Source organism: Lentzea waywayandensis (genome assembly GCF_900115955.1).
In the GTDB taxonomy this organism is placed as follows: Bacteria; Actinomycetota; Actinomycetes; order Mycobacteriales; family Pseudonocardiaceae; genus Lentzea; species Lentzea waywayandensis.
In genome coordinates, this window is sequence record NZ_FOYL01000004.1 from 111261 (window position 1) to 129565 (window position 18305).

General features: G+C 68.0%; 21 protein-coding genes. 10 read left to right on the plus strand and 11 right to left on the minus strand.

Going from position 1 to position 18305, the window contains the following annotated elements; translation table 11 throughout:
• Window positions 1-35 precede the first annotated feature (35 nt).
• The 4 genes from BM417_RS16140 to BM417_RS16155 form a co-directional block, all read right to left on the minus strand.
• Window positions 36-851, minus strand: coding sequence for a metal ABC transporter permease (locus BM417_RS16140; RefSeq protein WP_093594098.1), 816 nt, complete (start codon window positions 849-851; stop codon window positions 36-38).
• Window positions 848-1639, minus strand: coding sequence for a metal ABC transporter ATP-binding protein (locus BM417_RS16145; RefSeq protein ID WP_093594101.1), 792 nt, complete (start codon window positions 1637-1639; stop codon window positions 848-850). Before BM417_RS16145 ends, BM417_RS16140 begins: the two co-directional genes overlap by 4 nt.
• Window positions 1636-2547: a metal ABC transporter solute-binding protein, Zn/Mn family gene (locus BM417_RS16150; protein WP_093594103.1), complete on the minus strand. Its 912-nt coding sequence runs from the start codon at window positions 2545-2547 to the stop codon at window positions 1636-1638. Before BM417_RS16150 ends, BM417_RS16145 begins: the two co-directional genes overlap by 4 nt.
• Before the next feature lie 100 nt (window positions 2548-2647).
• Window positions 2648-3742, minus strand: a complete 1095-nt coding sequence (locus BM417_RS16155; RefSeq protein WP_093594106.1) for an ABC transporter ATP-binding protein — start codon at window positions 3740-3742, stop codon at window positions 2648-2650.
• A gap of 118 nt (window positions 3743-3860) precedes the next feature.
• On the opposite strand from BM417_RS16155, the gene BM417_RS16160 reads away from it, so the two are divergent.
• Complete coding sequence (locus BM417_RS16160) at window positions 3861-4553, plus strand: phosphotransferase (protein ID WP_093594109.1); 693 nt, start codon at window positions 3861-3863, stop codon at window positions 4551-4553.
• An 18-nt stretch (window positions 4554-4571) separates the two neighbouring features.
• On the opposite strand, the gene BM417_RS16165 is transcribed toward BM417_RS16160, so the two are convergent.
• Genes BM417_RS16165 through BM417_RS16175 form a run of 3 tightly spaced genes read right to left on the minus strand, consistent with a single transcriptional unit; the run spans window position 4572 to window position 7701 of the window.
• The gene (locus BM417_RS16165) at window positions 4572-5465 is read right to left on the minus strand and encodes a sugar ABC transporter permease (protein ID WP_093596025.1); all 894 of its coding nucleotides are present in this window, start codon (window positions 5463-5465) and stop codon (window positions 4572-4574) included.
• Window positions 5465-6382, minus strand: a complete 918-nt coding sequence (locus tag BM417_RS16170; protein WP_407656151.1) for a carbohydrate ABC transporter permease — start codon at window positions 6380-6382, stop codon at window positions 5465-5467. Before BM417_RS16170 ends, BM417_RS16165 begins: the two co-directional genes overlap by 1 nt.
• Before the next feature lie 59 nt (window positions 6383-6441).
• On the minus strand, window positions 6442-7701 hold the full coding sequence (locus BM417_RS16175; protein WP_093594112.1) for an extracellular solute-binding protein: 1260 nt from the start codon (window positions 7699-7701) through the stop codon (window positions 6442-6444).
• Between the two features lie 222 nt (window positions 7702-7923).
• Here BM417_RS16175 and BM417_RS16180 point away from each other — a divergent pair, with 222 nt between their 5' ends.
• Window positions 7924-8961 carry a LacI family DNA-binding transcriptional regulator gene (locus BM417_RS16180; protein ID WP_093594115.1) on the plus strand — a complete coding sequence of 346 codons (1038 nt, stop codon included), beginning with the start codon at window positions 7924-7926 and terminating at the stop codon, window positions 8959-8961.
• 134 nt (window positions 8962-9095) lie between these two features.
• Window positions 9096-10199, plus strand: coding sequence for a LacI family DNA-binding transcriptional regulator (locus tag BM417_RS16185; protein ID WP_093596028.1), 1104 nt, complete (start codon window positions 9096-9098; stop codon window positions 10197-10199).
• A gap of 3 nt (window positions 10200-10202) precedes the next feature.
• On the opposite strand, the gene BM417_RS46805 is transcribed toward BM417_RS16185, so the two are convergent.
• Window positions 10203-10874: a hypothetical protein gene (locus BM417_RS46805; RefSeq protein WP_143138666.1), complete on the minus strand. Its 672-nt coding sequence runs from the start codon at window positions 10872-10874 to the stop codon at window positions 10203-10205.
• A gap of 154 nt (window positions 10875-11028) precedes the next feature.
• On the opposite strand from BM417_RS46805, the gene BM417_RS16200 reads away from it, so the two are divergent.
• Genes BM417_RS16200 through BM417_RS16210 form a run of 3 tightly spaced genes read left to right on the plus strand, consistent with a single transcriptional unit; the run spans window position 11029 to window position 13032 of the window.
• Complete coding sequence (locus BM417_RS16200) at window positions 11029-11541, plus strand: beta-class carbonic anhydrase (RefSeq protein ID WP_093594123.1); 513 nt, start codon at window positions 11029-11031, stop codon at window positions 11539-11541.
• A gap of 58 nt (window positions 11542-11599) precedes the next feature.
• Complete coding sequence (locus BM417_RS16205) at window positions 11600-12523, plus strand: HhH-GPD family protein (RefSeq protein WP_093594126.1); 924 nt, start codon at window positions 11600-11602, stop codon at window positions 12521-12523.
• The gene (locus tag BM417_RS16210; RefSeq protein WP_093594128.1) at window positions 12523-13032 is read left to right on the plus strand and encodes a 2'-5' RNA ligase family protein; all 510 of its coding nucleotides are present in this window, start codon (window positions 12523-12525) and stop codon (window positions 13030-13032) included. The genes BM417_RS16205 and BM417_RS16210 overlap by 1 nt, the downstream gene beginning before the upstream one ends.
• On the opposite strand, the gene BM417_RS16215 is transcribed toward BM417_RS16210, so the two are convergent.
• Window positions 12981-13727: an alpha/beta fold hydrolase gene (locus BM417_RS16215; protein WP_407656152.1), complete on the minus strand. Its 747-nt coding sequence runs from the start codon at window positions 13725-13727 to the stop codon at window positions 12981-12983. The two genes, BM417_RS16210 and BM417_RS16215, sit on opposite strands and share 52 nt — an antisense overlap.
• Before the next feature lie 16 nt (window positions 13728-13743).
• Here BM417_RS16215 and BM417_RS16220 point away from each other — a divergent pair, with 16 nt between their 5' ends.
• The 3 genes from BM417_RS16220 to BM417_RS16230 are packed head-to-tail and all read left to right on the plus strand — an operon-like array spanning window position 13744 to window position 16308.
• Window positions 13744-15192: a M1 family metallopeptidase gene (locus BM417_RS16220; RefSeq protein ID WP_093594134.1), complete on the plus strand. Its 1449-nt coding sequence runs from the start codon at window positions 13744-13746 to the stop codon at window positions 15190-15192.
• 10 nt (window positions 15193-15202) lie between these two features.
• Entirely contained in the window at window positions 15203-15514 is a 312-nt protein-coding gene (locus BM417_RS16225; RefSeq protein WP_030480510.1) for an antibiotic biosynthesis monooxygenase family protein, read from the plus strand.
• A complete protein-coding gene (locus BM417_RS16230; protein WP_245822018.1) occupies window positions 15514-16308 on the plus strand; it encodes an SIR2 family NAD-dependent protein deacylase in 795 nt (264 codons plus the stop codon). Before BM417_RS16225 ends, BM417_RS16230 begins: the two co-directional genes overlap by 1 nt.
• On the opposite strand, the gene BM417_RS16235 is transcribed toward BM417_RS16230, so the two are convergent.
• A complete protein-coding gene (locus tag BM417_RS16235; protein WP_245821949.1) occupies window positions 16280-17302 on the minus strand; it encodes an endonuclease/exonuclease/phosphatase family protein in 1023 nt (340 codons plus the stop codon). The two genes, BM417_RS16230 and BM417_RS16235, sit on opposite strands and share 29 nt — an antisense overlap.
• A gap of 95 nt (window positions 17303-17397) precedes the next feature.
• Between BM417_RS16235 and BM417_RS16240 the strand changes: the two genes are divergently transcribed.
• Window positions 17398-18030, plus strand: a complete 633-nt coding sequence (locus BM417_RS16240) for a DUF6928 family protein (RefSeq protein WP_093594137.1) — start codon at window positions 17398-17400, stop codon at window positions 18028-18030.
• Here BM417_RS16240 and BM417_RS16245 read toward each other — a convergent pair.
• Window positions 18009-18305 (minus strand): hypothetical protein, encoded by a 297-nt coding sequence (locus BM417_RS16245; RefSeq protein ID WP_093594140.1) that lies wholly within the window; start codon window positions 18303-18305, stop codon window positions 18009-18011. The genes BM417_RS16240 and BM417_RS16245 overlap by 22 nt on opposite strands.

Sequence of the window (18305 nt, forward strand, 5' to 3'; positions counted from 1 at the left end):
AAGCAGCGCAACCTGAACGCCCACAACGCAACCACTCAAACAGCCCGCCCCCGAACAGCCCCAACCCCACGACAAACCAGATAGATCACAAAGCTGACAGCCGTAACCAGAGCAGAAACCGGCAACCCAGGCTGCAACGACAACAAAATCCCACCAACAGCCGCAACCTCGGCAAAAACCACAGACAGAACCGTGGCCCGCAACGGCGAAGCAGTAACCCGCATGGCAGCAGCAGCCGGCGTGATCATCAACGCCAGCACCAGCAACGCCCCGACAACCTGCACCGACAGCGCCGTAGCAACACCAACCAGCACAGCGAACACAACAGACAACGCCCGCACCGGAACCCCACGCGACACAGCCACATCCGGGTCCACAGAAGCGAAGAACAACGGCCGGTAGATCACCGCAAGCACAGCCAGCACAGCAACAGACGACACCACAAGAAGGTTCAGATCCGTGGAGTCGACCCCGACGATCTGCCCGGTCAACAGCCCGAACTTGTTGGAAGCCCGCCCCTTGTAGAGGGCGAGCATCAAAATCCCCATGCCAAGCCCGAACGCCAGGATCGCCCCGATGACCGAGTCCCGGTCACTCTCCCGCCGCGACAACACCCCCAGCAACACCGCGGCAAGAATCGACCCGGCCAGCGCCCCGTACCCAACGCTGACGCCGAGCAGCAACGCCGCCGCACCACCGGTGAAAGCAAGCTCACTGGTCCCGTGCACGGCGAACGCCATCTTGCGCGTGACAACGAGCGGCCCAAGCACCCCGGCCACCAGCCCCAGCACCGCGGCCGCGATCAACGCGGTCTGCACGAAGTCCAGTTCGAGCAGGTCGAAGAACGTCACGAAACGGCCTCCGCCGACAGGTGGTGCGTCTGCTCCTCGCAAGCGCCGGCACCGACGACCAGGATCTGGTCGCGCACCCGCACGACCTCGACCGGCGTCCGGTACAGCTCGGACAACGTGCGGGAGTTCATGACCTCTTCCGGCGTACCGACGCGGAACCGCCCGCCCACCAGGTACAGCACCCGGTCGACGAGCGGCAGGACGGGATTCAGCTCGTGCGTGACGAACAAGACCGCCGTGTCGGCCTCGCGGCGCCGCTTGTCGATCAGCTCAGACACCACCCGCTGGTTCGCGAGGTCCAGCGACAGCAACGGCTCGTCGCAGAGCATCACGCCAGGATCGCCGACCAGCGCCTGTGCGACGCGCAACCGCTGCTGCTCCCCACCGGACAACAGCCCGACAGGCGAGTCCGCGTACGCCGACCCACCCACCGACTCGATGGCCGCGTCTACGCGCACACGGCGTTCACGACGCCCCCGCAGCCCAAGACCCCACCGATGGCCGTCCAGGCCCAGAGAAACGAGATCGCGGCCCCGCAACGTCATGGACTGGTCGAGCGCTCGCTGCTGCGGGATGTACCCGATGGCGTGGTTGCCGCCGGCGATCGAGACCGTGCCGGACGACAGCGGCTGCAGTCCTAGCAGCACGCGCATCAGGCTGGTCTTGCCGGAGCCGTTCGGCCCCAGGACCGCGAGGAACTCACCGGGCTCGACGTCGAGGTCGAGCCCGTCCCACAGCACTCTGTCCCCGTAGGACAGCCGGGCCCCGCGCAGCGAGATAGCGCTCATGCCTTGAGCGCCTGCGTGAGCGCGTCAACCTGCTTGCTCATCCAGTCAAGGTAGCCGGTCACGCCCTCCGGCAACGTCTCGGTGACCGCGACGACCGGAACACCGGCCGTGCGCGCCTTCTCGACGAGGCCCTTGGTGACCTGGTTCTCGGTCTGGGTGTTGTTGATCAGGGCGTTGACCTGCTTGGACTCGACGAGCTGGTTCATCGACGCGAGGGCGGCGGCCGGCACGTCCGACTCCTCCTCGATCGCCTTGCTGAACGCCTCGGGCGTCACGTCCTCGGCGCCGCTCTCGTCGATCAGGTAGTGCGCGATGGGCTCGGTGGCGACGACCTTGCGGCCCTTGCCGATGCCGGCGACCTTCTTCTCCAGCTCTTCGAGCTTGGCGGTGAAGTCCGCCGTGTTCTTCTCGAACGTCGTCTTCTTCTCCGGCGCGAGGGCACCCAGTTCGTTCGCCGCGGCCTCGGCCACCGCCTGAACGGTGTGCAGGTCGTACCAGACGTGCTCGTTCACGCTGTGGTCGTGACCGTCGGCGTCGGGCGCGCCGGTCTGCGGCTCCGCGTGGTTGTCGCGCATCGGGAACGCCTCGATCTTCCTGGTCGCGTCGCTGGTGATCAGCTTGGCGAAGAAGTCGTCGTAGCCGCCGCCGTTGAACACGACCAGCTTGGCGTCCTTGATCAGCGCCGCGTCCGCGGGCTTGCTCTCGTACGAGTGCGGGTCGGCCGACGGGTCGTCCAGCAGGGCCTTGACCTCGACCTCGTCGCCGCCGACCGCCTTGATGACGCTGCCCCACACGTTGGTGGAGGCGACGACCTGGATCTTGCCGCTGTCGGAAGACGGCGTGGTCGTGCCGCAGGCGGCCAGGCTCACGACGGCGAGAGCGCCGACCAGAGCGTTGCGGAGAGTCATCACGCCGTCCCTCGATCAGGTAATGGAAACCGTTGTCGAGTTCATCTTACGACACGAAAAAACCCCCGGCGTGACTGCCGGGGGCTTGTCGGAGTGTGACTCACGCCTCCAGGCGCTCGCCCGACTCGGGGTGGAACAGGTGGATCTCGGTAGTGTCGCGGACGGCCACCTTGACGTGCTGGCCCAGGGTCGGCGGCGTGCGACCGTCGACGCGGACGACGAAGCGCTGCGACGCGTCGCCGATCTTCACCGCACCGTGCACGAGCGCGTCGGCGCCGAGCTCCTCGACCAGCTCGACCGTCATGTCCATGCCCTCTTCGCTCGACGGCACGATGCCGAGCGCCTCGGGCCGGATGCCGAAGGTGACCTCGTCCAGACCGCCGGCGGCGTCGAGCGCGGAACGGGTCAGCGGCACGATGATGCCGTCGAGCTTGGCGCCCTCCGCCGAGATCGGCACGGTCTTGAGGTTCATGGCCGGCGAGCCGATGAAGCCCGCGACGAACGCGTTGGCCGGGCGGTCGTACAGCGCGCGAGGCGTGTCGCACTGCTGGAGCAGGCCGTCCTTGAGCACCGCGACGCGGTGGCCCATGGTCATGGCCTCGACCTGGTCGTGCGTGACGTAGATCGTGGTGGTGCCGAGGCGCTGCTGGAGAGCGGCGATGTTCGCACGCGTCTCGACGCGCAGCTTGGCGTCCAGGTTGGACAGCGGCTCGTCCATGAGGAACACGGAGGGCTCACGCACGATGGCGCGACCCATGGCGACACGCTGACGCTGACCACCGGAGAGCGCCTTCGGCTTGCGCTCCAGGTACTTCTGCAGGTCGAGCATCTTGGCGGCCTCTTCGACCTTCGCCTTGATCTCGGTCTTCGGCACACCGCGCAGCTTGAGCGCGAAGCCCATGTTCTCCGCGACGGTCATGTGCGGGTACAGCGCGTACGACTGGAACACCATCGCGATGTCCCGGCCCTTCGGCGGCACGTTCGTGACGTCCTTGCCACCGATGTGGATGGCGCCCTCGTCGATGTCCTCCAGGCCCGCGAGCATGCGCAGCGCCGTCGACTTGCCCGAACCGGACGGGCCGACCAGCACCAGGAACTCGCCGTCGCTCACCTCGAGGGAGAGCTCGTCGACCGCCCGCACCGGCGGGTTGCCGGAGAAGATCCGCGAAGCCTTGACGTAGGACACCTCTGCCATGTGACGCACCTTTCACCGCTTGTCTGGGCGCGACGTTAGGCATTGCAAGCGCTTACGGGAACAGACGTAAGCGCTTACGTTTCGTGGCACGGCAACGTAAGCGCTTACGTTCAGAGGCATGAACGAACAGCCGTTGTCAGGTGGTTTCGTCAGCCACGTCGTCCGGATCGGAGACACGGTGCGGCGAGGGACGACAGACCGTTCCGAGTTCGTCCACCGGCTGCTGCACCACTTCGAACAGCACGCGTGGCCAGGCGCTCCGAGGTTCCTCGGCGTGGACGAACAGGGCCGGGAGGTGCTGACGTTCCTGGACGGCCACGTCCCCGCGAAGTCCCAGGACGGCCTGGCCCAGGTCGCCCGGCTCGTGCGGCAGTTCCACGACCTGACCGCGGGAACCCCGCTGGCCGGCGACCAGGAAGTCGTGTGCCACAACGACCTGTCCCCGAAGAACACCGTGTACCGCGACCGGTCACCGGTCGCCTTCGTGGACTGGGACCTCGCCGCACCGGGCGCTCGCGTCCACGACGTGGCGCACATGTGCTGGCAGTACCTGGGCCTCGGCCCGGCGGTCGACGATCTCGCCACGACGTCCGAACGGCTGCGGATGATGTGCGACGCCTACGGTCTGACCGACCGGAGCCAGGTCGTCGAGACGATCCTGTGGTGGCAGGACCGGTGCCGGCGCGGGATCGAGACCGGCACGGACGCGGCGATGACGCGGCTGCGCGACTCAGGCGCCGCCCGGTCCGTGCGTGCCGCCCATGAGTGGGTCACGGCGAACCGAGCCGCGCTGGAGGTGGCGCTGAAGTAGCGCCACCTCCGACGACGATCAGCCCTTCACAGCACCGGACGACAGCCCGGTCACCAGGAACCGCTGCACCAGGTAGAACACGATCACGGCGGGAATCGCGACCAGAATGGACGCGGCCGCGAGATGCCCCCACTCGGTCCTGTTCTGCTGCACGAACACCTGCAACCCCACGGCCAGCGTCTTCGACTCGTCCGCGGCGGACAGGAAGGCGGACGCGAACGCCACCTCGCCCCAGGCCGTCAGGAACGCGTAGAACGACGTCACCGCGAGCCCCGGCTTGGCCAACGGCATGATCAGCCGCCAGAACACGCCGAACGGGGAGAGCCCGTCCACGCGGCCTGCTTCGTCGATGTCCGTGGGGATCGTGTCGAAGTAGCCCTTGAGCATGTACGTGCAGAACGGCACCGCGGTCGTGCAGTACACGAGCACGAGGCCGATCGAACTTCCCTGCAGCCCCAACGCGATGAGGATGTTGTACAGCGGCACGATCAGCACCGCGAACGGGAACATCTGCACCACGAGGAACGACATCATCAGCGATCGCTTGCCGGGGAACCGGAAGCGTGACGCCGCGTAGCCCGTCGTCGCAGACAGGAACACCGCGATGATCGTCGTCAGCAACGCGATCAGCACCGAGTTGCCGAACCAGGTGAGGAACGCGCCCTTCTCGCCGCCCAGGATCCGCGTGTAGTTGTCCAAAGAGGACTCGTTGAACAACTGCGGCGAGGTCTCGACCGCGCGGGCGTCCGGCTTGAAAGACGTGACGAGCACCCAGAAAACGGGGAACACCGCGACCAGCGAGGCGACGATCAGCCCGGCGTGCAGGCCGGCGGACGCCAGCGGGGAGCGGTCGGTGCGCTTGAGCCGGCGCTCCGGTTTCACCATCTGCAAAGAAGAAGCGTCGAGCGTCATCACCACACCTCGCCTTGCTTGCGCAGCGCACGGCGGTAGACCGTGGCGAAGACCAACAGCACGGAGAGGATGAGCACGCCGTAGGTCGACGCGATCGCGTAGTCACGTGAGGCGCCGGAGAAGAAGCGCTCGAACGCGTACGTGACGAGGATGCGCGTGTTCGGGTTCGGCCCGGCGATCAGGTAGATCACCGGGAACATGTTGAACGTCCAGATGATGCCCAGCAGGATCACCGTCGACGACACCGAGCGCAGGCCGGGCAGCGTCACGTTCCGGAAGCGTTGCCACGGCGTCGCGCCGTCCATCTCCGCGGCCTCGTACAGGTCGCCGGGGATCGACTGCAGGCCGCCGAGCAGCGCCACCATCATGAACGGCACGCCGAGCCAGACGTTGACGACGATCACGGCGAACAGCGCCCAGTCGGACTGGCCGAGCCACACCGGGTCGGGCAGGCCGACCGCGCGCAGCAGCTGGTTGATGATCCCGTACTGCGCGTTGAACATGTACTTCCACGCGAACGCACTGATGAACGCGGGCACGGCCCACGGCAGGATCAGCATCACGCGGTAGAGCGTGCGGCCCTTCACCTCGCGGTTGAGCAGCAGCGCGAGGCCCAGGCCGATCGTGTAGTGGAAGAACACGCAGCCGAAGGTCCAGATGAGCGTGCGGACCAGCGTGCTCCAGAACGCCCCGTACGACGAGTCGCCGGACAGGACGTTCAGGTAGTTCTTGAAGCCAACGCCGTCGTACGTCGCCGGCCGGTCGAGCACCGGGTTCGCGATGTTGGCCTCGTTGATGTTGGTGAAGGTGAAGAACACGCCCTGGGCGAGCGGGTAGAGCACCAACACCGCGATGACCACCACGACCGGCAGAACCATCGCGTACGCGTACCAGTGCCGTTCCAAGAACCGGCGCACCGAATCTCTCCCCTCCGACTAAAAGGGTGGCCGGGAGACCCCGGCCACCCGGTCACGAATCAGCCGATGGAGTACTCGGGAACGACGGTGTCCTTGTAGGCCTTGGCGACCTCGTCGAGCGCCGCCTTGGCCTCCTTCTTGCCGGCGAGGACGTCGGCGTAGGCGATCTTCAGCGGGTCGAACAGCTGGCCGCCCTCGGGGATCCACGGACGGGCGTGCGCGGCCTTGGCGACCGGCTCGAACGCGGACACGACGGCGTTGGCCTTCACGTCGGCGTTGCTGTACGCGGACTTGCGGGTCGGCAGCAGGCCGAGCTCCTTCGCGACCTGGGCCTGCGAGTCGGCCGAGCTCATGCACTGGATGAACTTGATCGAGGAGGTCTTGGCCTTGGTGCCCTGACGGATCACGTAGTCGTGGCCACCGACCGGAGCGCTGCCCTTGCCGGCGGAGTCACCGGGGACCGGCGCGATGCCGAGGTTCGCGGCGTCGGTGAACGCGGCACCCTTGAGGTAGTCGGCGACGGCCCACGGACCGTTGACGACCATGGCGGCCTCACCGGACGAGAACGCGGCCTGCATGTTCGCGTACGAGTTCGTCGGGTCGAGGGCGGTGGTCGCGGCCTTGGCGTCGAGCAGGCCCTTCGCGGTCTGCAGCGCCTTCACGTTGTCCGCGGAGTTGACCACGATCTTCTTGGCGGAGGCGTCGACCAGGTCGCCGCCCGCGCCGTAGATGAACGGCAGCGCGTAGTACGCGTCGTTGTTGAGGAAGAACGACTTCTCACCGCCCAGCTTGGCGGCCGCGGCCTTGAGCTCGTCCCACGTCTTCGGCGGCTCGACACCGGCGTCCGCGAGCTTCTTCTTGTTGTACAGCAACGCGAGCGAGTCGGTGACCTGCGGAACGCCGTACGACTTGCCCTCGTACTTCGTGGAGCCCAGCGGGACCTCGAGGAAGTCGCTGGTGTCCTTCGCCAGGTCGGTGTCGCTCAGGTCGGCGACGAGGCCGTTCTTGGCGAGCTGCGGCACCCAGGCGACCTCGGAGCGGAACACGTCGGGACCCTGACCGCCCTGCGCCGCGGTCTTGTAGTTGTTCAGGGCCTGGTCGAACGCGACGGTCTCGGTCTTGACCTTGTAACCGTCCTTGGTGGCGCAGGCCTCCGCGATCTTCTTGAAGACCGGGCTCTCGTTGGGACCACTGGTGTCCCAGAAAGTCACTTCGCCCGAGTCGGTTCCGCTGTTGCTGCTCGATCCACCGCTTCCGCAGGCGGTGAGCACGAGGGCGACACCCGTCGCCATGGCGGTCACGAGGGTTGTCCGTCGCATCGTTGCTGCCGTTCCCTCCAGCTGGGGCCTCGTCTCCGAGTGAGACAAGGGTCTTGCAAGGTTTTGCGAGAATGTTGCGGGCGATTTCACTACCAGAACCATGGTCAGGTCAAGACGTCGACCGTAACCAAGCCGTAACGGCCCTGTCTTGCAAACGCTCGTTGCAAAATTTTTCCGAACACGGCAGGCTTGCGCCAAACCTGATCTGAGCTGGGAGGCAACGTGTCCGGACTGTCCGAGATCGCCAGGGCAGCCGGGGTGTCCATCTCCACCGTCAGTCGAGTCCTTAACAGGCGCGCAGGCGTCAACGAGGAGACCCGGCAGCGGGTGCTGTCGGTGCTCGCGGAGATGCCGTACACCCCGCGCGGACTCGGTGCGTTGCAGCGCACCGGCGTGATCGGCCTGCTGGTGCCCGAGCTCTCGAACCCGGTCTTCCCCGCGTTCGCCGAGGCACTGGAGACGCGGGCCGCGCGCCTGGGCTACTCGTCGCTGCTGTGCAACACCCGCAGCGGCGCCCCGATGGGCGAGGAGGAGTACGTCCGGATGCTCCTGGCCCGCGGGGTCGAGGGCATGGTGTTCGTGTCACCGGAGATCACCAACGTCGAGGTGCCGCTCGGGCAGGCGCCCCGCCCGAGCTACTACGCGAAGCTCCTGGCGGACGGCGTCCACATGGTCTTCCTGAACGGTGCCACGCCCGCGCTGGACGTGCCCGACGTGACCGTGGACGAGCAACTCGCGGGCTACATGGCCACCAAGCACCTGATCGAACTGGGCCACGAACGGATCGGGTTCGTCTCGGGCCCGGCGCGCTCGCTGCCGTCGCGGCTGAAGCGGGCCGGCTGGGCCGCCGCGCTGGAGGAGAACCACCTGCCGGCGGGCTCGGAGTACGTCGCGCACGCGCCGTTCAGCGCGGAGGGCGGCGGTCAGGCCGTGGCGCAGCTGCTGGACACGGTGACGCCCACGGCGGTGATCTGCTCGTCCGACCACATGGCGCTCGGCGTCATGCGCGAGGCACACCAACGAGGGATCTCGGTACCCGGAGAGCTGTCCGTCGTCGGGTTCGACGACATCCCATTGGCTGCCTATTCGTCGCCCGCTTTGACCACGCTCGCCCAGCCGATCGAGGAGATGGCCGCGGCCGCGATCGACGAGCTCGTGCTGCGCCTGGATCCGGATCGTCGCAGGCAGGGGACCGACAACTACACCCGTGTGTTCCGGCCGCGGCTCGTCGCGAGGGAATCGTCTGCGCCCCCGAAGTGAGATGACCGATTGACCTAATTGGTCTGGACCAACTTCTGAACAAGGCAGATGGGTCAACCAGCGCGGATGCGTCATTTGAGGGACGCAGGTCACCCTGACTTCACGAATTGGTTCTGAACCGTTACGGTCCTTTCATGGCGCGGTCGATGCATGTGCGACGTCCGGCAACGTTGGCCTCTCTGGCCGCTGAGCTGGGCGTTTCCCGGACAACGGTGTCCAACGCGTACAACCGGCCCGACCAGCTCTCGCCCGAGCTGCGTCGGCGGGTGTTGGACACGGCCCGAAGGCTGGGTTATCCCGGCCCGGATCCTGTGGCGCGCTCGTTGCGCACGCGCAAAGCCGGGGCGGTGGGCCTGCTGCTCACCGAGAACCTCTCGTATGCGTTCCGCGACCCCGCGGCGATCGGGTTCCTGGAGGGCCTCGCGCTCGCGTGCGAGGACGCCGGAACCGGTCTGCTGCTGGTGCCCGCCAATCCCGAACGCGAGGACGTCGCGTCCGTGCACCGTGCCGGTGTCGACGGCTTCGTCGTCTACTCGGTGCCGGACGACGACCCACACCTCGCCGCCGTGCTGGAGCGCCCGGTGCCCACCGTCGTCTGCGACCAGCCGGACCTCGGCACCGTGGACCGCGTCGGCATCGACGACCGCGGCGCGATGTACGAGCTCGCGAAGCACCTGATCGGGCTGGGCCACCGTCGCATCGGCGTCGTGTGCATGCGTCTCGCGCGTGACCGCAACGACGGCTTCGTGACGCCGGACCGCCAGCACGCCGCGCACTTCCACGTGCAGCGCAACCGGCTGTCGGGCCTGGCCGAGGCGTTCAGCGAGGCCGGCGTCGACTGGTCACAGGTGCCCGTGGTCGAGCGCTTCGACCACAACATGGCCTCCGGCGCGTCCGGCGCGGCCCAGGTCCTCGACCGCGACCCGCAGATCACCGCCCTGATCTGCACCTCGGACGTGCTGGCGCTGGGCGCGATGACCGAGGCCGCCCGCCGTGGCCTGCGCGTGCCCCACGACATCACCGTGACCGGGTTCGACGGCATCCGCGCCGGCGAGGAGGCCGGGCTCACGACGGTCCGTCAGCCGGTGCTGGAGAAGGGCCGGGCGGCGGGCAAGCTGCTGCTCGACACGAACGAGCGCACGCGGCCGCGGTCGGTGAACCTCGCGACCGAGCTGATCATCGGCAACACGTCGGCGGCGCCGCGCGGTGGTGCCGAGGAGCGCTGGTTCGGGCCGTGAGGTCTAGTGCTCCAGCCTGAACACCACGGGTGAGCTGGCCTTTCCGGCCAGCTTCGCCACCAGCAGGTAGTCGCCGGGCCCGACCCGCGTGTGCGCGCCGCAGCCGGGCTGCGAGGTCGAGCCCGCCCACTTCGTGCCGTAGTTGAAGGCTTCCTTCGGCTGCATCACGCGCACTTCGTTGCCCACGGCGGACAAGCAGTGGTTGCTCGACCACAGCACCGTCGCGCCGTCGGCGGTCAGCACGTTCAGTTCGCGGTGCTGGCGTCCGATGTCCCTGATGCACGGCACCGGTCCGGTGTTGACGACGTCCATGGACAGTTCCGGCTGGTCACCGATGGTGTAGAAGGGCTTGTTGGCCTTCGCCACGACCCCGATCACGTCGTCCGGGCAGGGCTGCGGCGGCCCGGGAGGCGGAGGCGGCGGCGTGGTCTGGGTCGGCGAGGGCGGCGGGGTCGTGGAGGAGGACGACGCGGCCGCCGGGCTCTCGGACATGCTCGGCGGCGGGTTCGAGGACGACGCCGCGGCCGCGTTCGTGGGCTGGGCCGTCTCGGCGTCCGAGCCGAACATCCCGACGATCCAGATGACGAGCAGGAGTGTGACCAGCGCTGCCCCGATCGCGGCGAGACGGCGGCGCCAGTACACCGTGGACGGCAGCGGACCTGTGGGCTCGATCACGGCCCGAACGTAGCCCGACCAGGTCTGATCCAGCGGGAGGCGAGCATCGCTCGATCCGGTGAACGTGATATTGAGCGGAAACCCCTTGTGAACGTGCGCTAACTCCGGTTCCAATCGACGTGGGGTCCGCCGGTAGGCCATGGAGGTGTGTCACATGACCGCGATCGACGAACTGCTCAAGCGGAACTACGAGCTCGGGAACGTGGTTCCAGGAGACCGCTCGTCCGCGAAGCCGTCCCTGCAGGTGGCGATTCTGACCTGCATGGACTCGCGCATCAGGGTGTTCGAGATCTTCGGGTTGAAGCAGGGCGAGGCGCACGTGCTGCGCAACGCGGGAGGGGTCGTCACCGACGACGCCATCCGGTCTCTCGCGCTGAGCCAGCGCAAGCTCGGCACGCGCGAGGTGCTGCTCGTGCACCACACGAACTGCGGCCTCGAGATGGTCACCGAGGACGACTTCAAGGACGAGCTGGAGTCCGAGACCGGTCTGCGCCCGACCTGGGCCGTCGAGGCGTTCAAGGTCGTCGAGCAGAGCGTGCGCGGGTCGATGGCCCGGCTTCGCCACAGCGCGTTCATCCCGCACACGGACAAGATCCGCGGGTTCGTCTACGACGTGCACACCGGTGAGCTGCGCGAGGTCGACGCGGCTGCCACCCAGGCCGCCTGAGGTTCGTTGTGAAGGGCCCCCTTCGGGGGGCCTTTTCGTTGCGCGACAATGGCGGGCGATGAATCACGAGTTGCTGTTGGGCTGGTGGGACACCACCGCCCGCGACCTGCCGTGGCGCCGTCCTTCGTGCACCGCCTGGGGCGTGCTGGTCAGCGAGATCATGTTGCAGCAGACGCCGGTCTCCCGCGTCGAGCCGATCTGGCACGAGTGGCTGGCGCGCTGGCCCGTGCCGTCGGCGATGGCCGCGTCCTCGCAGGGCGAGGTGCTGCGGATGTGGGGCAAGCTCGGCTACCCCCGTCGTGCCATGCGGCTGCACGAGGCCGCCACCGCCATCGCGCGCGACCACGGCGACGTGGTGCCGTCGGACATCGAGACGCTGGAGTCGTTGCCCGGCATCGGCAGCTACACGGCTCGTGCGGTGGCCACGTTCGCGTACGGGCAGAAGTGCGCCGTCGTCGACACGAACGTCCGGCGCGTGGTCGCTCGGGCCGTGCACGGTGCCGGTGACGCCGGTCCGCCGTCGACCAAGCGCGATCTCCGCGACGTCGAGGCGATCCTGCCCGAGGCCCAGGACGACGCCGCGGTGTTCTCGGCGGCGTTGATGGAGCTCGGCGCGTTGATCTGCACGGCGAAGAACCAGAAGTGCGCGGACTGCCCGTTGTTCGCCGAGTGCGCGTGGCAGCTGAACGGCCGGCCTGCCTACGCGGGGCCGGAGAAGAAGGTGCAGAAGTTCGCCGGCACCGACCGGCAGGTGCGCGGCAAGCTGCTGGACGTGCTGCGGGGTGCGCCCGGCCCGGTGCCCAAGATCCAGCTCGACATCGTCTGGAACGACGTGACGCAGCGCGAGAAGTGCCTTGTGTCCTTGTTGAGTGATGGACTTGTTGAACAATCCCACGACGGCCTCTTCCACCTGCCGGGTGAGGGGATTGTTGAACAATCCCACGACCGGATTGTTCAACAATCCGACAAGGGGACAAGCTGATGCACGCCCTGGTCGCCTTCTTCGACGCCGAAGCGGACAAGAAGGTCCGTGAGCTGCAACAACGCGTCGGCGCGAAGCACGGGTACCCGCCGCACCTGACCTACGCCGTCGCGAGCACGATCGGCCCCAAGGTCCGCAAGGAGCTGCGCGAGGACCTGGAACGGCTGTGGCTGCCGGACCTGTACCTGCACACGCTCAGCACCTTCTCAACCTCCGAGAACGTGCTGATGCTGGGCGCCGTGGTCGACACCGAGCTGCTCGCGGTCCACTCGGCGATCCACGACGTGCTGGCGAGCAAGGTCAAGAACCCGAGCGCCTACTACCTGCCGGGCAACTGGGTGCCGCACTGCACGCTCGTCCACGACGTCGACGACGAGGCGATGAAGGCCGCGTTCGCCAAGGTGTTCCCGGTCGAGCCGATCCGCGCGAAGGTCCGCGAGGTGTCGATCGTCGACACTCAGACCGGCGAGATCGACGTGCTCAAGAAGGCCTCCACGGCGCCCCGGTAGACCCACGGCGCGGTGGCGTGCACGAGGTGGCCGGCCTCCTCGACGTAGAGGTACCGGCCCCCGGAACGCCGTGCTGCCTCTTCCATCTGGTTCGGCAGCTGACCACCCTTGCCCGCCTCGATGACGAGCGACGGGCACCGCACGGCGTCGATGAGGTCCCAGTACGCGCGCGTGCCCCAGTGGCCCGCGATCTCGTAGAGGTCGTCCATCTCGGCGATCAGGTGCCAGCCGTCCTCGCGTTCCTCGAAGTACTCGGCGAACACGGGCGAGCCGAAGTACGACGTCACGTGCCCGAGCGACTGGAAAGGCACCGGCCAGGCGTCGAAGAGCCACTTCCACTCGTCGATCGTCCTGCCCCTGTTGTCCGGGGCGAAGTCCTCGACCACAATCGCGCGCACCAGGTCCGGACGGGCCGCCGCGAGACACCACGCGTGCAGCCCGCCCATGGAGTGCCCTATCACCACGGCGGGCCCGAGGCCTAGTTCTTCGATGGCGGCAGCGGCGTCGGAGACGAAGTCCTCGGTGCGGAACGGTCCCCGCCGCGGGTTTCGGCCGTGCCCGCGCTGGTCGATCCCGACCACGCGACCGAACGGCTTGAGCCACTGCGCGACCGGCCACCAGGCGGTGGCCCTGCTCATCAGACCGTGCAGGAGCAGTACGCCTTGACCCGTTCCGCCGAACTCCACCACCGACACAGGGATGATTAAACGCATGAAGGCCCGCCCGTACCTGATCGCCCTGGTGTTGATCGTGCTCGTCGCTGGTCTGCTCGTCGTGTTCAGAACGCCGAGCAACGACCCGGCGAAGCAGCAGGAGACGTCACCGGAGGCGGCTGTGGAGGCCGGTGCGGGCGCGGGCGACACGTACTACCCGACGGACGGCAACAGCGGCTACGACGTCACGCTCTACGACCTCGCGATCACCTACGAGCCGGGGTCCAGGCAGCTCGACGGCGTCGCTTCCGTCACCGCGACCGCCACCTCCGACCTGTCGCGCTTCAACCTCGACCTCGAAGGCCTGAAGGTCAGCGAGGTGAAGGTCGGCGGCCAGCCGGCGAAGTTCGCGCAGGAGGGCGACCACGAGCTCGTGATCACGCCTGCCACCCCGCTCGCGAAGGGCAGGCCGTTCACCACCGTCGTCACCTACGGCGGCAAGCCCACGACGATCGACGACGCCTCGCTGGGCCGCAGCGGCTGGCAGGTCTCGTCCACGGGCGGCGCGTTCGCCGCGGGTCAGCCGCACTCGGCGACGACGTGGTTCCCGGCCAACGACACCCCGCGCGACAAGGCGGCGCTGAAGGTCGCGGCCCGCGTTCCGGACGGCTGGACGGCGATCTCGAACGGCCTCGAAGGCCCTGTGACGCGCGAAGGCGGCTGGACGACGTTCACCTGGTCGGAGGAGACGCCGCTCGCGACGTACCTGGCCACGGTGGCCATCGACAAGTTCGAGGTGGTGCGCTCCCAGCTGCCGAACGGCACGCCGGTGCTCGACGCGTACGCCCCCGGCACGTCCGCCGCCAAGAAGCCGATCCAGGCCCAGGGCCCGGCGATCCTCGCGTACCTGGAGACGAAGTTCGGCCCGTACCCGCAGCGCGCGGCGGGCAGCATCTGGGTGGCCGACCAGATCGGGTTCTCGCTGGAGACCCAGACCCGGCCGATCTACGCCGCGTGGGCAGACCTGGAGACGGTCGTGCACGAGAACGCCCACCAGTGGTTCGGCGACTCGGTGTCGATCAAGAACTGGGCGGACATCTGCCTGAACGAGTGCCTCGCCTCCTACGCGCAGTGGCTGTGGCTGGAGAAGGAGGGCACGGACCTCGACCAGCGCTACCGCGAGGGCGTCGAGCAGCGGCGCGAACGGTCGTCGTTCTGGGCGCCGAAGCTCTACGACATGGGCAAGGGCAACGAGTTCCGCGGCGTCTACGACAAGGGCCTCATGGGCATGCACGCGCTGCGCAAGACGGTCGGCGACGACGTGTTCTTCAAGGCCCTGCAGTCGTGGACGGCCAAGCACCGCGACGGCAACGCCACCTGGCCGGAGTTCGAGGAGCACTTCAAGCAGGCCTCCGGGAAACCGCTGGACGGGTTCTTCAAGGCCTGGTTCCGTGACTCGGGCATTCCCGACGATCAGTACCTGCTGCCTGTCGGAGTCCGGCGCTAGAGTCGGTGTCATGGCAGTCGTGAAGATCAACGCGATCAAGGTTCCCGAGGGCAACGGCCCCGAGCTGGAGAAGCGGTTCGCCGCCCGTCTGGGCGCGGTCGACAACCAGCCCGGCTTCCTCGGCTTCGAGCTCCTGCGCCCGGTCGCGGGCGAGGACCGCTACTTCGTCGTCACGCACTGGGAGACCGACGAGGCCTTCACCGCGTGGCGCGACGGCGAGGCCGGTGCGGCCGCACACTCCGGTGAGCGCGCACGGCCCGTGTCGAGCGGTGCCGACCTGCTGGAGTTCGAGGTCGTGCTCGGGAGCAAGCCCAAGCAGTGATCGACCAGTCCTACGATCAAGCCGCCGAGCTGATCGCCGGCGCGGACGCCGTGCTCGTCTGCGCCGGTGCCGGCATGGGGGTCGACTCGGGTCTTCCGGACTTCCGCGGCACCGAGGGCTTCTGGCGGGCGTATCCGCCCTACGAGCGCCTCGGGCTGAAGTTCGAGGAGATCGCCGACCCCGTGCACTTCGCCGACGATCCCGCGCTGGCGTGGGGTTTCTACGGCCACCGGCTCAGCCTGTACCGCGAAACGGTGCCACACGAGGGTTTCGCCGTTCTGCGGTCGTGGGGTGCGCGCGCCTTCACGTCCAATGTGGACGGCCAGTTCCAGAAGGCGGGCTTCACCGACGTCGCCGAGGTCCACGGTTCGATCCACCACGCCCAGTGCGTGGAACCGTGCACCGACGAGATCTGGGAGTGCTCGTCCGACGTCACCGTCGATCCGTCGACGATGCGCGCGGTGGGCTCGTTGCCTTCGTGCCCGAACTGCGGCGGGCTGGCGCGGCCCAACATCCTGATGTTCGGTGACTGGGGCTGGGTGCCGCATCGCAGCCAGCAGCAGCTGGACGCGCTGACGGAGTGGCGTCGTGCGCAGCGCAAGCTGGTCGTGATCGAGATCGGCGCCGGTACCGCCGTGCCGACCGTGCGGCGTCAGGCCGAGCTGGCGAGCGCGGCGTCCGGTTCGCTGATCAGGATCAACACCCGCGAGCCCGCGGTGCGGCACGGCCGAGGCGTGTCGCTGCAGGTGGGCGCCTTGGAGGCCCTCACAGCCTTGGCACGACGAACTGCGTGACGACGGCCCGGTGATCGCTGCCGGGCACGTCGAACACGTCCACCGTGTCCACCAGGACCTTCGAGTCCACCAGCACGTGGTCGATGGTGACCGGCGGCGGCCAGAACCCGCTGTCGGAGGGCCAGGTGTGGATCAGTCCCTTGCCGACCTGGTCGGCGGCGTCGACGTAGCCCTTGTTCAGCAGCCGGGTGAGGCCGACGTGGTCGAGCGTGGCGTTGAAGTCGCCCGCCAGCACCCGGATCGCACCGGTCGAGTCGGGCGACGGCAGCCCGGCGAGCTCACGTTGCCACGCCTCCGGCCCGGCGGTGACGACCGGCGGCAACGGGTGCACCGAGACGACCTCGATGTCCTTGCCCGGCAGGTCCACCAGCGCCCCGGCCTGCTGCAACGTGCCCGGCGGCGTCAGATTCCGCCGCGTGAGCGGGAACTTCGAGGCGAGCCCGCTGCCGGAGCCACCCGGTTCGGCCAGGAAGACCCGGTTGGGCAGCACCTGGTTCAGCCCGGCCCGTTCGAGGTCGCGCACCATCTCCGGCGTCAGCTCCTGCATCGCGAGGATGTCGATGCCGCGCTTCCTGACCTCCTGGACGATGAACGGCGCGTCCGCGATGCCGGTGAGCAGGTTTGCGGTCATCAGCCTGACCTGCTGCCCCACCCCGTTGGCCCGCGCGTCGGGGAACGCCCGCGGCGCCACGTTCGCGACCAGCACGATCCCCACGAGCGTCATCGTCAGCCCGACGACCCACCTCTTGCGGAACAACGCCAGCAACCCGACGAGCAGGCCGACGACGGCGATGTACGGGGTCAGCGACGTCGCGGCGATCATGTACCGCGACCCGTCGATGCCGAGCAGCCTGACCAGCGCCGCCGCGACGAACGCGATCGCGCTCAGGACCAGCAAGAACGTGGCGATCCCGCTCCTGGCCGGCTTCACCTCGGTGGTGGCCACGCCGTGCAGTGTGCCCGAACGCGCGTCGGTCTCCGGTGTGGTGCTCACACCCGAATGGACGGCCGGCGCCCCACTCCCGTTGCCCGCGAAAAATTGTCAGACCCCTCCGCCATGCTGATTCCAACCGACTCAGAGGGGGCCCGATGGGAGCCAAGGACTGGATGCTCTTCTACGCATCCGACGACGTCAGCAAGGTGCTGCGGGCAGCGCCGAAGATCGACCGCGAGGCCACCACGGCCTTCGTGCAACGCCTCTACCCGTCCCACGACATTCGCCCGATCGAGGACGGCAACCTCCACTACGGCAACCCGCCCGAAGGCAAGATCTACGCCGGCGTCTTCGAGGGCCTGTCGATCATCTGCACGTGGGACGCGGCCGGCGACTCCTACACAGACCTGCCAGAACAGTTCGTCAGCGAGGCCGCGGGCCGCACCCTCTACCTGCACGCGATGCACAGCGTCGTCGACTTCTTCTCCTACGCCATCTGGGAACCGGACGGCACAGTGCGCCGCGCGTACAGCCTCTCCCCCGACAGCGGCGTGATCGCCGACGTGGGCACGCCCCTGCCGTTCGAGGAGAAGTACCTGGCAGGCGACCCGGAGTTCCTCGAGTCCCTGGACTCCGACGACGAGTACCCGTTCCGCTTCCACCCGCTCGACCTGGCAGAAGCCGCCCTGCGCGCACTGTTCGGCTTCAACTACGAGGGCGTCTACGAGGACGACGACCCGGAGCTGGAGGACGTCGTGCTGACGGGCTACGCCGTGACGCCGCGCTGACTGCCGGGAACGAGCCTGAGGAGACCTAGGATCGCGTCAACGACGTCGACGGTGAACGCCACGTACGCGTGGTTCACGGACGCCGGCAGCCGCAGTGGCATCCACGGCAGCCGGTCCTCGCCCTCGACGGTGTGCGGCATCTCGCCTTCCGCGAGAAGTCCAGCGTGCAGTCGAACCTCGACCCCGACGCCTGTCCGAGCCACTTGAGCCCGTCCCCTACCGGCACGTCTGTCCGCGACCGCGCCGCCGAGGCTCTCGAGGCCGAAGGAGTCCAT

Coding starts and splice junctions, on each gene's coding strand:
- BM417_RS16200 (WP_093594123.1), top strand. CDS start 11,029: ATGACCGCGATCGACGAACTGCTCAAGCGGAACTACGAGCTCGGGAAC.
- BM417_RS16245 (WP_093594140.1), bottom strand. CDS start 18,305: ATGGACTCCTTCGGCCTCGAGAGCCTCGGCGGCGCGGTCGCGGACAGA.
- BM417_RS16240 (WP_093594137.1), top strand. CDS start 17,398: ATGGGAGCCAAGGACTGGATGCTCTTCTACGCATCCGACGACGTCAGC.
- BM417_RS16205 (WP_093594126.1), top strand. CDS start 11,600: ATGAATCACGAGTTGCTGTTGGGCTGGTGGGACACCACCGCCCGCGAC.
- BM417_RS16155 (WP_093594106.1), bottom strand. CDS start 3,742: ATGGCAGAGGTGTCCTACGTCAAGGCTTCGCGGATCTTCTCCGGCAAC.
- BM417_RS16145 (WP_093594101.1), bottom strand. CDS start 1,639: ATGAGCGCTATCTCGCTGCGCGGGGCCCGGCTGTCCTACGGGGACAGA.
- BM417_RS16185 (WP_093596028.1), top strand. CDS start 9,096: ATGGCGCGGTCGATGCATGTGCGACGTCCGGCAACGTTGGCCTCTCTG.
- BM417_RS16225 (WP_030480510.1), top strand. CDS start 15,203: ATGGCAGTCGTGAAGATCAACGCGATCAAGGTTCCCGAGGGCAACGGC.
- BM417_RS16210 (WP_093594128.1), top strand. CDS start 12,523: ATGCACGCCCTGGTCGCCTTCTTCGACGCCGAAGCGGACAAGAAGGTC.
- BM417_RS16165 (WP_093596025.1), bottom strand. CDS start 5,465: ATGACGCTCGACGCTTCTTCTTTGCAGATGGTGAAACCGGAGCGCCGG.
- BM417_RS16175 (WP_093594112.1), bottom strand. CDS start 7,701: ATGCGACGGACAACCCTCGTGACCGCCATGGCGACGGGTGTCGCCCTC.
- BM417_RS16150 (WP_093594103.1), bottom strand. CDS start 2,547: ATGACTCTCCGCAACGCTCTGGTCGGCGCTCTCGCCGTCGTGAGCCTG.
- BM417_RS16160 (WP_093594109.1), top strand. CDS start 3,861: ATGAACGAACAGCCGTTGTCAGGTGGTTTCGTCAGCCACGTCGTCCGG.
- BM417_RS16220 (WP_093594134.1), top strand. CDS start 13,744: ATGAAGGCCCGCCCGTACCTGATCGCCCTGGTGTTGATCGTGCTCGTC.